The sequence below is a fragment of the Bradyrhizobium sp. SSBR45G genome (assembly GCF_030159255.1).
In the GTDB taxonomy this organism is placed as follows: domain Bacteria; phylum Pseudomonadota; class Alphaproteobacteria; order Rhizobiales; family Xanthobacteraceae; genus Bradyrhizobium.
The window spans coordinates 197,574-210,030 of record NZ_BSCT01000006.1 but is presented as its reverse complement, the minus strand read 5'-3'; the positions used below and the strand labels follow the sequence as shown (position 1 = coordinate 210,030).

Here is a 12,457-nt window from a genome sequence, read left to right as displayed (position 1 = left end):
GAACAACAGAGAGAATGAGGGGAAACGATCATGACGGCGCACGCGAAATTTCCGAGTCCCTATGACCTGAAGACGCCTGCGGGCGCCGAGGGCTGGGAGAAGCTCTATCCCTATTATCTGCAGTTCCAGAACAGCCTGCGCGACAAGGAGGACGGCAAGTTCTGGTTCTGCGATTCGCAGCACTGGCCTTCCCCGTTCAAGCCGTTCGATGCGGTCACGGTCGAATTCGCCGTGAAGTGCCTCGGCCAGTACAACACCCGGCACTATCTGATCCCGCCGGCCAACGGCGTCGAGTACCGCATCCACAACGGCTATTGCTACATGAGCCCGGTCGCGGTGGCGCCCGAGCTGATCGGCGGCCGCGTGCCGCATTTCATGGAGCGCGCCGGCTACTACTTCCAGAACTGGGATCGCCTGCTGGCCAACTGGGACAAGAAGGTCCGCGCCAACATCGCCGATCTCGAGGCCCTCAACTTCGAGCCGCTGCCCGATGCCGTGCCGCTCGACTGGATCACCGGCGGCGTCGGTCTCGACAACACCTATGCGCTGACCGAGACCTATGACCGCGCGATCCAGCTCCTGTACAAGACTTGGCAGTATCATTTCGAGTTCCTGAATCTCGGCTACGCCGCCTATCTCGACTTCTTCAGCTTCATGAAGGAGCAATTCCCCACCATTCCGGACCAGGCCATCGCCAAGATGGTCCAGGGCGTCGAGGTCGACCTGTTTCGGCCGGATGACGAGCTGAAGAAGCTCGCCAAGCTCGCGGTGAAGCTGGGCGTCACCGATGCGCTGAAGAGCGGATCGGTCGACGAGGCGCTCGCCGCGGTCGGCCGTGCGCCAAACGGCGCCGAATGGCTCAAGGCCTGGAAGGAGGCGCAGGACCCCTGGTTCAACTTCACCTCAGGCAACGGTTTCTACTCGACCGACAAATACTGGATCGAGCATCTCGACATTCCGCTCGGCTACATCAGGGACTACGTCGTCCGCGTCCAGCGCGGCGAGGAGATCGACCGGCCGACCGAGGCCATCGCCAAGGAGCGCGACCGCATTACCTCCGAATATGCCGAGATGCTCGACGCCGACGCCCGCGCCGCCTTCGAGGGCAAGCTCGGGCTCGCCCGCACCGTGTTCCCCTATGTCGAGAACCACAATTTCTACATTGAGCATTGGTCGATGAGCGTGTTCTGGCGCAAGATGCGCGAGCTCGGCGCGATCTTCCGCGATGCCGGCTTCTGGAAGGACGCCGACGACCTGTTCTATCTCAACCGGCAGGAAGTCCGCGACGCCTTGTTCGACTATGGCAATGGCTGGGCGGTTGGCGCGCCGGCGATCGGCCCGACCTACTGGCCGCCGGAGATCGAGCGGCGCAAGACAATCCTCGCGGCGCTCGCGACGACGCCGCCGCAGCCCGCGCTCAACAATCCGCCCGATATCATCACCGAGCCGTTCACGATCATGCTCTGGGGTATCACCACGGAAAGCATCGGCCGCTGGCTCGACGGCGCGGCGAACACGACCAAGCTGTCCGGCATGGCCGCCTCGCCCGGCATCGTCGAGGGCCGTGCCCGCGTGGTGCGCTCGGCCGACGAGCTCGGCCAGATCGAGCAGGGCGAGATCCTGGTCGCGCCGGTGACCGCGCCGAGCTGGGCGCCGATCTTCGGCAAGATCAACGCGATCGTCACCGACATCGGCGGCATGATGTCCCACGCCGCGATCGTGTGCCGCGAATATGGCCTGCCCGCCGTCACCGGCACGGGACGCGCCAGCTCCTCGATCAAGAACGGCCAGATGCTGCGCGTCAACGGCTCGACCGGCGAAGTCACCATTCTCTCCTGACCCCGAAACACGGGAGGCCGGCGACGCCGGCCTTCCCGCTAGATTGGCATTGCAATGCTCGACAGGCCCGAAATCGGCAGCCGGTATGATCAGGTGTGGCGCATCAGCGAGCCGTATATGCGCGCTCGTAAGAACGATGTGCACATCCCGTTATCATACGCCTATGCGCGCAAGCTGCTGGCGCACCATCCGGACGCGGACGAGGACATCGTCTCGCTCGCGATCATCCTGCACGACATCGGCTGGTACTCGATCGACATGACCGACATCATCGAGAAGGGTTTTGGACCCAACATGATGCAGTCCGACGTACGCTTCCTGCATGAGAGCGAAGGCGTACGCATGTCGCGCGAGGTGCTGGAGCAGGCCGACTGGCCGGAGCCGGTCATCGTCGCGGTCGCCGAAATCATCGACGGACACGACACGCGTCCCTACCCGCGCTCGCTCAACGACCGGATCGTGCGCGACGCCGACAAGCTGTGGCGCTTCACCACCACCGGCGTCGCGGTCGCCTGCGACTGGTTCAAGATGACGCCGCATCAATATGCCGCCCGCCTGACGACGCAATTCGCTCTGCTCGAGACCGAGGTCGGACGACAGATGGCCGAGGAGGCGCTGGCCAGTACCCGCGTCGCACTCATGCTCGACCTGATCTGAACCTGGGGCCTACGAACATGGACATGTTCATCGACGGCCGCTGGGTTGCAGGCCGAAGCGGCGCGACTTTCGACGTGCTGGATCCGGCCACTGGCGAGACGATTGACAGCGTTCCGGATGCAGGTCAGGCCGACGTCGATGCCGCGATCCGCTCCGCCGAGACGGCGTTCAACGTCTGGAAGGCAGTGCCGGTCGCGGAGCGCGCGCGGCTGCAGAAGGCCGCCGCGCGGCTGATGCGCGAGAACGCCGAGCAGCTCGGCCGCCTGCTGACCCGCGAGCTCGGCCGTCCGCTGGCGGGCGCCGTCACCGAAATCCAGCGCTCGGCGGAATTGCTGGAGATCTATGCCGAGGAAGGCCTGCGCCTTCACGCGGAGATGCCGCTGACGGGTGTCGCCTGCGAGAAGATCATCATCACCCGAGAGCCGGTCGGCGTGGTGATCGCGATCACGCCGTTCAACTATCCGGTGACCCTGCTCTGCTTCAAGCTCGGGGCGGCGCTGATGGCCGGCTGCACGGTGGTCGCCAAGCCCGCCGAGGATACGCCGCTGTCGACCTTGCGGCTCGCCGAGCTGTTCAAGACGGCGGGTTATCCCAACGGCTGCTTCAACGTCGTGACCGGCCGCGGCCCCGACATCGGGATGCAGATGATCGAGCACCCGACGCCGCGCAAGATCGCCTTCACCGGCGGCACGCGGGCCGGCAAGACGATTGCCGCGGCGGCCGCAGGCACGATGAAGCGTGTCACGCTCGAGCTCGGTGGCCAATGTCCAGCCATCGTCTGCGCCGACGCCGAAATCGGTGCGGCGGCAGCGGCGATCGCGCGTCACGCCTTCGCCAATTCCGGGCAGTTCTGCTACCGCGTCAATCGCGTCTATGTCGAGCGGGCTGCCTATGACAGATTCCTCGATGCGCTCACCGACAAGGTTCTGCAGCTCGACGTCGGCAACGGCCTGACCTCGACCTGCGCGCTCGGCCCCCTCGTCAACGAGAAGATCTATCGCAATAGCGAGCGGCAGATTGCCGATGCGCGCTCTCGCGGCGCGAGGCTGCTGACCGGCGGCGCAAGGCTGACGGGCGGGCTCTACGACAATGGCTGGTTCCTGCCGCCGACCGTCATTGCCGATGCCGATCCGGCCTCTCTCGTGATGACCGAGGAAACCTTCGGGCCGGTGCTCGGTGTCGCTTCCTTCGACGATCGCAAGGAGGCGCTGCGACTGGCAAATGCGACGGTCTATGGCCTTGCCGCCTTCGTATTCTCGCGCGATCTCGCGACCGGACTCACATTGGCCGAACGCCTCGAAGCCGGCTCGGTCTGGATCAACGACATCCAGCGCTCCAGCCAGAGCGCGCCGTTCGGCGGCGTCAAACAAAGCGGCATCGGCCGCGAGAAGGGCCGCTACGGCGTCGAGGACTATCTCGAATACAAGACCATCTATCTCACCTACGACGCGGAGCTGCGATGACGCATTTTCTGCGCGACCAGGATCTGCCGATCTGGCTCGCCGCGCGGCCCTGGCTCGACGTGCGATCGAATGACGAGCACACCCTGATTTCTTATCGGTTGGGCCAGGCCCTGCTGCGGATCCATCCCGAGGCGGACGCCTCCGTGGTGCTGCCCGCGATCCTCATGCACGACGTCGGCTGGAAGAAGTTCCCGCAGGAGCAGCTCGCCGCTGCCGTTGGTCCCAATCCAAAATATCCCGAATTGCAGCGCGCACACGAGATCGAAGGCGTGAAGATTGCGGCGGAAGCGTTCGGTCGGCTGGCGATCCCCGGCCTTCAGAACGAGACCATCCTTGCCATCATCGACGGTCATGACACCCGCAAGGCCGCGATCTCGCGGGAGGATGCGCTGATGAAGGATGCCGACAAGCTGTGGCGCTTCACCGGCCACGGCGTCGCTACGATCGGCTGCTGGTTCGATACACCGCCGAAGGAGACGCTGGCGATGCTCGAGAGCTTCGTGCTGCCGTCGATGCTGACCGACGCCGGCACCAGCATGGCCCAGGCGCTGATCGCCGAGGGCATGGCCTCCGCCTACATGCCCGACCTGCTGCATATCGAGGTGTCCGCATGAGCACGATCCAGCTGCATGGCAAGCGCGTGATCGTCACCGGCGCCGCCGGCGGGCTCGGCCGCGGGTTCGCCCTGGCCTTCGCCGCCGCAGGCGCCGAGGTCGTCACCGCCGACATCCGTCTTGGCGGGGTTGAGGAGACCGCGCAGCTGATCCGCGAGGCCGGCGGCAAGGCGCATGCCGCCGAGGTCGACGTCGCGAGCGAGCCTTCGACAGCAGCGCTGGCTCAATTCGCCGCCGCGCGCATGGGCGGCGTCGACGTTCTCGTCAACAATGCCGCGATCTATGCCGGGCTGGAGCGCCGCAGCTTCGAGGCGATCCCCGAAGCCGAGTGGGACCGCGTCATGCGCGTCAACGTCAAGGGCGTGTGGATGATGAGCAAGGCGGCCGCCCCCTTGATGCGACGGACAGGCGGCGGCGCCATCGTCAATGTCTCCTCGGCGACGGTGATGAGCGGCTCACCGATGTGGCTGCACTACGTGTCGTCGAAAGGTGCTGTGATCGCGCTGACCCGCGCGCTGGCGCGCGAGCTCGGCGACGACAGGATCACCGTCAACGTCATCGCGCCCGGCTTCACGCTCACCGAGGCCAGCCTCGGCCTGATGGAGAACGCCGCCGAATACGGCGTCTCGCGCGGCGCGCTGAAACGCGCAGCCGATATCGACGACATGGTCGGCGGCGCACTGTTCTTCGCCTCGCCCGCCGCGGCCTTCATCACCGGTCAGACCCTGATTGTCGATGGCGGCCGGCAGTTCAATTAGGATCAGCAACCACTCATGCCCAGGATCACTTTCATAGAACCCGATGGCACCCTGCGGACGGTGGATGCCGAGCGCGACGAAAGCGCCATGCAGGCGGCGAAGCGCAACAGTGTCGATGGCATTATCGGCGAATGCGGCGGCTCATGCATCTGCGCCACCTGCCATTGCCACGTCGACGCCGCCTGGATCGATCGCGTCGGCCCGGCCGGCGACATCGAAGCCGACGTCCTCGAATTTGAGGCCACCGACGTACGGCCGGAGAGCCGCCTGGCGTGCCAGATCGCGATCACCGACGCGCTCGATGGGCTGAAGCTTCACGTCGTCGGCCGCAGCCGCTGATCGTCCGAACGCAGCGCTGGTCTCCTCGTCTCCTCCACACGGTCGGCTTGTGACGCCTCCCGGGCTGCTCGCTCGAGCAGGTCGAAGCGTCTGATCGATACGAGTGCGTCGATCATCGACGCCATCAATCCCTTATCTCGCATCGCATCAACTCGTGAATGACGCCACAGCACGGCTGCGGTTCGCCTGCGCTTGAATTAGCAGCATGTAAGCTGTCGATCTGCATGCGCAGAACAACCTAAAGAAAAACCAAAGAACACATTCTACACTGTGTCACATAATATCGAGCGACGACCGATCAGTCCCAAGAAATAGATCGTACGTCCGACAGCAGCCGCACAAGGTTCGCCCCTTCAAGGGCGGCGCAGCGGCCGTAACGAAGAAGAACGAACGTGACCATCAAGCTCGGGAGGAGCAACGATGCCGAAGCTGCAGCGGCGGGATTATTACGACACGGCCCGCGACATGAACTGGGCCTTCTCCTATGTCAGCGAGGACGAGGTCTTTCCTGAGGAGCTCTCGAAGAGCTTCGGCATCCACGGCGAGCAATGGTGGGGGTGGGACGAGCCCTACAAGCTGACCTATCGCGAATACGTCCACAACCAGGCCGGCAAGGACGACGGCATCTACTCGATCCGCTCGACGATCGCGCGCTCCAATCTGTACGACAATCTCGACGCTGGTTGGAAGTCGGCGATCAAGGCGCATTACGGCGCGATCCCGGTTCCGGAATATTTCGCCTCGATCGGCGAGGCGCGCATGGCGCGGTTCGGCCGCGCCGCCGCCTGGCGCAACATGGCCGCGTTCGGCACGCTCGACGAGTGCCGCCACGGCCAGGCGCAGATCTACTTCCCTTATTGCCTGCTGGCGAAGGACCCGCAATTCGACTGGGCGCACAAGGCGATGCACACCAACGAATGGGGCGTGATCGCAGCGCGCAGCCTGTTCGACGACATGTTCACTGCCAACGACGCGGTGTCGACAGCGATCCAACTGACCTTCACCTTCGAGACCGGCTTCACCAACCTGCAATTCCTCGGCATGGCCTCGGACGCTCTGCATGTCGGTGACATCGAGTTCGGCGCGTTGATCTCCTCGATCCAGACCGACGAGGCGCGACATTCGCAACAGGGCGAGCCGACCTTGAAGATCATGATCAACAACGGCAGGAAGGCCGAGGCGCAGAAGATGGTCGACCAGATGTTCTGGCGATCATGGAAGCTGTTCGCGCTGCTGACTGGCATCTCTATGGACTACTACACGCCGCTAGAAAGCAGAACGATGTCGTTCAAGGAATTCATGCAGGACTGGATCTGTCGGCAGTTCATGGACCAGTTCAAGGACCTCGGCATGAACGTGCCGTGGTACTGGGAAGAGCACTTCCTGCCGGAACTCGACTGGGTCCATCATGCCTATCACATGGGCGTCTGGTTCTGGCGGCCGACGGTGTGGTGGAATCCGGACGCCGGCGTGTCCGCCGCCGAGCGCGACTGGCTGGAGCAGAAATATCCCGGCTGGAACGACCGCTTCGGCAAGCTGTGGGACGTGATCGGCGACAACGTGCGCACCGGGCAGATCGAGAAGACCTATCCAGCGACCTTGCCGATCGTCTGCAACTGCTGCCACATCCCGATCTGCAGCCCGAGCATCGGCAAGGCGCCGCGCATCACCACGCATAACGGCCGCAAGCTGAACTTCTGCTGCGAGGTCTGCGAGTGGGTGTGGAAGAGCCAGCCCGAGCGCTACGACACCCATCTCTCGGTCGTCGACCGTTTTCTCGCCGGCCACATCCAGCCGCCCACGCTGGAAGGCGCGCTTCAATATATGGGCATCACGCCCGACGTCGCCGGCAACGACGCCCAAGCCTACGCCTGGAATGGCGCATCCCGCCTCGCGGCGGAGTGAAGCGACCGCCGCCTGCGGCCAGCATGGCAGGAGGTGCCGCTCACGAGCGGCGCAGCTGATCGACACGACAACAGACAAACCAACAATCAAGACAACCAACCAATATGGGAGGCAAGCGTGGCCCTGTTCCCGCTCCAAGCCAACTTCCGTGGCGACTTCGTCGTCCTGCTTATTCCGGTCGACGACGGCGATGACATGAGCATCGTGGCCGATAAGGTCGCGCAGCACGCCGTTGGACTGCGCGTCGCCGAGAGGAGCGCGCCGAAATGCGTCTACTACAACGGCCGAGAGCTACCCTCGTCGATGACGATCGCGCAATCGGGCATCCAGCCGATGGATTGGATCGAGGTGGCCTATGTCTGACGATGCCAGCGTCACATGGCGCCAGGTCGCCACCTTGGACGACCTCTGGGAGGGCGACATCATCGGCGTCGAAGTCGACGGCGAGGAGGTGATCGTGGTGCACCTGCCGGGCGGCGAGCTGCGCTGCTTCCAGGGCATGTGCCCGCACCAGGAGATCCTGCTGGCCGACGGCAAAGTCGATTTCGAAGCCGGCACCATCACCTGCTCGGCCCATGAGTGGGAGTTCAGCATGGATGACGGCCGCGGCCTCAACCCGCGCGACTGCCGCCTCTTCCGCTACGAGGTGAAGAGGGACGGCGAAGCCATTCTCGTCGGCGTGCCCCGCGACGGCCGACTGCGCCGCCTGCGCCACAAGACCGAACAGGACGCATAGGACACAGCTCATGACCACGACAGCAGCACCGAAACTGGTCGGCCCCGTCATCCGCGGCGTCGACGAGGACATCATCGAGGCCGTGATCGCGGCGAGCGAGCAGGACAATCCGGACGTCGAGATCGTCGTCGAGGACCGCGGCGGCTACGTCCGCATCCAGGCCGACCGGAATTTCCGCCTGACGCAGAAGAGCATGCAGGCGGCGCTGGGGCGGCCGTTCCGGCTCGCCGAAATCGAGCCGAGCCTGGTGTCGTTCGGCGGCCGGCTGGAATCGATGGACGACGAATGGGTCTGGACCATCCACACAGCATAAATCTCGGGAGGACACGTCATGACCGCAATGACCGCGAAGCCGGCTGCGCGCAAGCAGAAGAAGACCTGGAGCCTGTGGACCGAGCGCCGGCTGCCGTCGGAATACGAGGCCGTCACCTACAAGTTCCACAGCCATTTCCGCCGCGCACCGGCGCCGTTCGAATTGTCGGAGAACTGGCCGGTCAACCAGTTCTATCTCCTGAACCGCGAGGGCTCGAGGTTCAACCTCGATGATTGGGAGGGCTATCGCGATCCCCTCACCTACACCTATCGGCGCTACGTCGGGGACCAGAAGGACCGCGAGGTCTATTGCGACAATCTGATCGACGAGTTCGAACGCCAGGACAGCTACCGCAAGCTGCCGGCGGCATGGCTCGACTTCCTCGGCCAAGCCTATCTGCCGGTGCGTTTCCCCGGGCATGCGATGCAGATGAGCGCGGCCTATGTCGCGCAGATGGCGCCGTCGGCCTTCGTCACCAACACCTTCTACTTCCAGATGGGCAACGAGATGCGCCGGGTGCAGCGGCAGGCCTATCTCGCCAAGGCGCTCGCGCTCGACACCAACCGCCCCGAGCTCGCCGATAGCAACACGGCGCGGGCGATCTGGACGCAAGCGCCGCACTGGCAAGGCCTGCGCGAGCTGATCGAGAAGCAGTTGATCACCTATGATTGGGGCGAGGCCTTCGTCTCCCGCAATCTGGTGCTGCGGCCGATCTTCGATCACATCTTCAATCGCGAGATCGCCGAGCTGGCGCGCGCGAACGACGATGACCTGCTGGCGCTGCTGCACGACGACTTCTGCAACTACGACCAAGCCTACGCGGTCGAGACCACCAAGGCCCTGGTGGCCTACGCCATCGGCAAGGTCCGCGCGCATGCGGATCTGCTGCGGGAGTGGAATGCCAAGTGGCTGCCGCTTGGCGAGCGCGCCGCGCGCGGCCTCAGCGAAGCTCTGTCCGTCGCACACGGCGCGGACGGTGCGCAGACGATTCTCGCGCGCACCATGACCGCCCAGGCCAAGCTGGTTGCGGAGTGCGGCTTATAGTTGGCAGCCGCCGTGAACATGCTGCGCAAACCGCCAAGCCCGAAAGGATGGCGTTCATGACCCGGCAACTTCGCATCGAGCCCGATGGTGTCGCAGTCGACGTCGCCGACCATGACACCATACTGCAGGCAGCGCGACGTGGGGGCGTCGCGCTGCCTTACCAATGCGGCTGGGGAAGTTGCGGGGCATGCAAGGTGACGCTCGTGGACGGCCAGGTCGATCTGATGTTTCCGGCCGCGCCAGCCGTCAACCCGCGCGACGCGCGGCGCAACCGCATTCTTGCCTGCCAGTCGCGCGCGATATCCGACATCACCATCGCGCGCGGACCTGGCGAATGGTCCGCGCCGGCGCCGCAATGCATCGAGCAACAGGCAATCCTAGTGGATGTCGAGGATCTCGCGCCGGAGATTCGCCAGTTCAGCTTCGAGACGTCAGAGCCGATCGCCTTCCGGCCCGGCCAATATGCGATCCTGCATCTCGGCGAGGGCCTGCGACGCTGCTACTCGATGAGCAACCTGCCCGGCAGCAGGCTCTTGCAGTTCATCGCCAAGCGCTACGATGGCGGCAGAGGCAGCAACGCGCTCGCGGAACTGGCGCTTGGCGCGCGCCTCACCATCGAGGCGCCGTTCGGCGCATGCACTCTGCGGCGCGAGCCGGGGCGCAAGGTGTTCGTGGCCGGCGGCACCGGTGTCGCGCCGATCCTGGCGATGCTACGCGAGGCGGCCACGGGGCGACTCGATTTCGAAGCGCCCTTGGATGTCGTGTACGGCGCGCGCACGCCGGCCGATCTCGCCGCCGGTGACATGCTGGCGGCGACGATCGCTAGGATTCCGCATGCGCACTATCTGCCCGTTGTCGAAATCGCGCCGGCGGGTTGGCCGCATGCGTCCGGCTTCGTCACCGACGCCATCACATCGACGATCGCCGAGCCGGCCGCGGCCGAGTTCTACGTCGCCGGACCCCCGGTCATGGTCAACGCAGTCAAGTCGCTGCTACGCAGCGCCGACGTTCCGATCACGCAGGTTCATTATGACAGTTTCGGCTAGGTCAAGGTTGCGCCGGTTTCCCCCGGCCTGGGCGATGGCTCCAGGACTGCGCCGCCTCGCGGCGCGTCGCGGCGGCTGCCCGCGATTGGCGCCGACCTGGCCATGCCACCAGCTCGACGACGGCGCGCCTGCCAGTTTCGCCGCGCACCTTGGCTCCTACGCGCGTACCCTGGCGGGTGTCGACGAAGTCCCCGCGCCCCTGAATGCCGCAGGCCACGCCTTCGCGCTCGACGACTCGCACGCGATGGGCCAGCCGGAGGCTTTCGTGTTCGCCCCGGTGTGGCTGGTCGTGCGCCCCGACGCATCGCTGCACCTGACCTTGCGGCCGGAATGGGCGCAGAAGATCGCGGCCAAGGGCTGGGGAACGGTACATCCCTTCGCGCGCTACATGGCGGGCGCCGTGCCGCCGCAGAGCCTGATCATCTACGCGCCCCGCGATGAGGGCGAGCTGACGATTGCCATGCGCATCATCGCGGCGGCGCACTGTTACGCGACCGGCCGCATCGGCGAAATCGCGCTGCCCGACAGCCGGTGGTGAACGATGACGGAGCTCCCAGCCAAGACCAATGCAAGCGGCGCCAAGCCATTTCGCGTCCGGCTCGAGCGGCCGGATGGCATTTTCAGCTTCGACGCAACGGCCGACGAGTATCTCCTCTATGCCATGATCGATGTCGGAATCGACAGTCCCTACATTTGCGAGCAAGGCTGGTGCATCGCCTGCGCCGCGCGCCTTCTGGCCGGCGATGTCGATCGCTCCGGCGCGCTCACGGCCTATCCCGAGGATGTCGAAGCCGGCTTTGTTCTGCTGTGCTCAACCATGCCGCGTTCAGACCTCGTCCTGAGCCAGGATCAGCGTCAAACCCGCAGAGACATGATGCAGCACCGGATCGAGCACAACCGGCTCGCACGGGCCTATCCGCCCGGCGCCCGCTCCCGGTTCCGACGTGGACGCGCCGCGGCGCGCATCGACACGCGTGATGACCACTCGTAACGATCCTGGTGCCCAGCCTTCTCGCAGGGGTGCGGCGCGCGGACTGATGCGCTGCCTCGGCGCGCCGGTCTCGCTGGAACACGTGCCTCACGGACTGCGGGGATTGGTTGGCCAGCTCTACCGTGAGGACAATGCGCACAAGTTGCGACGCTGTCAGGCTGGCCGAGTTAGTCAAGGTCTCGCCGGCGACGGCGTGACTAGATGCCGATCGGAAGCGGATTATGACTGAGTTGCAAAGCCAGCCCCCTGCCGATCGCGCTCCACCCCAACATTCTAAGGCGATACAAAGAGCAATTGTTGCGGCTCGAAAGTGCGCTCGGCAAAGGTGTGAGCGCAGGTGACGAGGAGGCTGCCGAAGCAATCCGAGATCTTGTCGAGACGATGACGGTGTCGAGAGATGACACAGGCCCGGGCGGGGTATGTGTCGAAATTGCTGGCCGTCTCAACTCGCTGATTGGCGGTGAGGCATGCCCAAGCAGAGTGAAGGGAGTGCAGGTCACGCGTGGTAGCGGGGGGATTCACGCTTCTCCCCCCCCCCCCGGAGATCTCTCCATTATCATCCAGGAAGCGGCAAAAATTAACAAAATCAAATAGATGATAAATCGTTTGGGGAGAAAAGGCATCATTGTTCTGCGATGCCTTTCAAGAGCCTGACCCAAACAACTGAACGAACTCGGCCGCAGACGAAGGGGCCTCAGAGGTGCGAATCGGTGACTTTGGCGAACCGCGCGGCCCCTTGTCTCGGCGGGGGT

General features: G+C 64.6%; 14 protein-coding genes. All 14 read left to right on the top strand.

Annotated elements, in window-relative coordinates:
* The first annotated feature begins 30 nt into the window (after positions 1 to 30).
* The 14 genes from QQL87_RS10620 to QQL87_RS10555 all read left to right on the top strand — a co-directional run bounded on the left by QQL87_RS10620 (position 31) and on the right by QQL87_RS10555 (position 11,705).
* A complete protein-coding gene (locus QQL87_RS10620) occupies positions 31 to 1,839 on the top strand; it encodes a PEP-utilizing enzyme (RefSeq protein ID WP_284417473.1) in 1,809 nt (602 codons plus the stop codon).
* Positions 1,840 to 1,956: 117 nt separating this feature from the next.
* Entirely contained in the window at positions 1,957 to 2,496 is a 540-nt protein-coding gene (locus tag QQL87_RS10615; protein WP_284417472.1) for an HD domain-containing protein, read from the top strand.
* A gap of 17 nt (positions 2,497 to 2,513) precedes the next feature.
* Positions 2,514 to 3,959, top strand: coding sequence for an aldehyde dehydrogenase family protein (locus tag QQL87_RS10610; protein WP_284417471.1), 1,446 nt, complete (start codon positions 2,514 to 2,516; stop codon positions 3,957 to 3,959).
* Positions 3,956 to 4,573, top strand: coding sequence for an HD domain-containing protein (locus tag QQL87_RS10605; protein WP_284417470.1), 618 nt, complete (start codon positions 3,956 to 3,958; stop codon positions 4,571 to 4,573). Before QQL87_RS10610 ends, QQL87_RS10605 begins: the two co-directional genes overlap by 4 nt.
* The gene (locus QQL87_RS10600) at positions 4,570 to 5,331 is read left to right on the top strand and encodes an SDR family NAD(P)-dependent oxidoreductase (RefSeq protein ID WP_284417469.1); all 762 of its coding nucleotides are present in this window, start codon (positions 4,570 to 4,572) and stop codon (positions 5,329 to 5,331) included. The genes QQL87_RS10605 and QQL87_RS10600 overlap by 4 nt, the downstream gene beginning before the upstream one ends.
* Before the next feature lie 15 nt (positions 5,332 to 5,346).
* Positions 5,347 to 5,670 carry a 2Fe-2S iron-sulfur cluster-binding protein gene (locus QQL87_RS10595; protein WP_284417467.1) on the top strand — a complete coding sequence of 108 codons (324 nt, stop codon included), beginning with the start codon at positions 5,347 to 5,349 and terminating at the stop codon, positions 5,668 to 5,670.
* A gap of 420 nt (positions 5,671 to 6,090) precedes the next feature.
* Positions 6,091 to 7,575, top strand: a complete 1,485-nt coding sequence (locus tag QQL87_RS10590) for an aromatic/alkene/methane monooxygenase hydroxylase/oxygenase subunit alpha (RefSeq protein WP_284417466.1) — start codon at positions 6,091 to 6,093, stop codon at positions 7,573 to 7,575.
* Between the two features lie 117 nt (positions 7,576 to 7,692).
* Positions 7,693 to 7,938, top strand: coding sequence for a toluene-4-monooxygenase system B family protein (locus QQL87_RS10585; RefSeq protein WP_284417465.1), 246 nt, complete (start codon positions 7,693 to 7,695; stop codon positions 7,936 to 7,938).
* Complete coding sequence (locus QQL87_RS10580) at positions 7,931 to 8,311, top strand: monooxygenase system ferredoxin subunit (protein ID WP_284417464.1); 381 nt, start codon at positions 7,931 to 7,933, stop codon at positions 8,309 to 8,311. The genes QQL87_RS10585 and QQL87_RS10580 overlap by 8 nt, the downstream gene beginning before the upstream one ends.
* Positions 8,312 to 8,321: 10 nt before the next feature.
* On the top strand, positions 8,322 to 8,624 hold the full coding sequence (locus QQL87_RS10575; protein ID WP_284417463.1) for an MmoB/DmpM family protein: 303 nt from the start codon (positions 8,322 to 8,324) through the stop codon (positions 8,622 to 8,624).
* An 18-nt stretch (positions 8,625 to 8,642) separates the two neighbouring features.
* Positions 8,643 to 9,668: a ferritin family protein gene (locus tag QQL87_RS10570; RefSeq protein ID WP_284417459.1), complete on the top strand. Its 1,026-nt coding sequence runs from the start codon at positions 8,643 to 8,645 to the stop codon at positions 9,666 to 9,668.
* Positions 9,669 to 9,724: 56 nt separating this feature from the next.
* The gene (locus QQL87_RS10565; RefSeq protein ID WP_284417458.1) at positions 9,725 to 10,714 is read left to right on the top strand and encodes a 2Fe-2S iron-sulfur cluster-binding protein; all 990 of its coding nucleotides are present in this window, start codon (positions 9,725 to 9,727) and stop codon (positions 10,712 to 10,714) included.
* A gap of 85 nt (positions 10,715 to 10,799) precedes the next feature.
* Positions 10,800 to 11,252 (top strand): luciferase domain-containing protein, encoded by a 453-nt coding sequence (locus tag QQL87_RS10560; protein WP_284417456.1) that lies wholly within the window; start codon positions 10,800 to 10,802, stop codon positions 11,250 to 11,252.
* A gap of 3 nt (positions 11,253 to 11,255) precedes the next feature.
* Positions 11,256 to 11,705 (top strand): 2Fe-2S iron-sulfur cluster binding domain-containing protein, encoded by a 450-nt coding sequence (locus QQL87_RS10555; RefSeq protein WP_284417455.1) that lies wholly within the window; start codon positions 11,256 to 11,258, stop codon positions 11,703 to 11,705.
* The last annotated feature ends 752 nt before the right edge of the window (positions 11,706 to 12,457 follow it).

What these genes read in the sequence shown, in the direction of transcription:
- QQL87_RS10590 (WP_284417466.1), top strand. Translation starts at nt 6,091, where the DNA reads ATGCCGAAGCTGCAGCGGCGGGATTATTACGACACGGCCCGCGACATG.
- QQL87_RS10595 (WP_284417467.1), top strand. Translation starts at nt 5,347, where the DNA reads ATGCCCAGGATCACTTTCATAGAACCCGATGGCACCCTGCGGACGGTG.
- QQL87_RS10620 (WP_284417473.1), top strand. Translation starts at nt 31, where the DNA reads ATGACGGCGCACGCGAAATTTCCGAGTCCCTATGACCTGAAGACGCCT.
- QQL87_RS10565 (WP_284417458.1), top strand. Translation starts at nt 9,725, where the DNA reads ATGACCCGGCAACTTCGCATCGAGCCCGATGGTGTCGCAGTCGACGTC.
- QQL87_RS10615 (WP_284417472.1), top strand. Translation starts at nt 1,957, where the DNA reads ATGCGCGCTCGTAAGAACGATGTGCACATCCCGTTATCATACGCCTAT.
- QQL87_RS10600 (WP_284417469.1), top strand. Translation starts at nt 4,570, where the DNA reads ATGAGCACGATCCAGCTGCATGGCAAGCGCGTGATCGTCACCGGCGCC.
- QQL87_RS10570 (WP_284417459.1), top strand. Translation starts at nt 8,643, where the DNA reads ATGACCGCAATGACCGCGAAGCCGGCTGCGCGCAAGCAGAAGAAGACC.
- QQL87_RS10555 (WP_284417455.1), top strand. Translation starts at nt 11,256, where the DNA reads ATGACGGAGCTCCCAGCCAAGACCAATGCAAGCGGCGCCAAGCCATTT.
- QQL87_RS10605 (WP_284417470.1), top strand. Translation starts at nt 3,956, where the DNA reads ATGACGCATTTTCTGCGCGACCAGGATCTGCCGATCTGGCTCGCCGCG.
- QQL87_RS10610 (WP_284417471.1), top strand. Translation starts at nt 2,514, where the DNA reads ATGGACATGTTCATCGACGGCCGCTGGGTTGCAGGCCGAAGCGGCGCG.
- QQL87_RS10575 (WP_284417463.1), top strand. Translation starts at nt 8,322, where the DNA reads ATGACCACGACAGCAGCACCGAAACTGGTCGGCCCCGTCATCCGCGGC.
- QQL87_RS10580 (WP_284417464.1), top strand. Translation starts at nt 7,931, where the DNA reads ATGTCTGACGATGCCAGCGTCACATGGCGCCAGGTCGCCACCTTGGAC.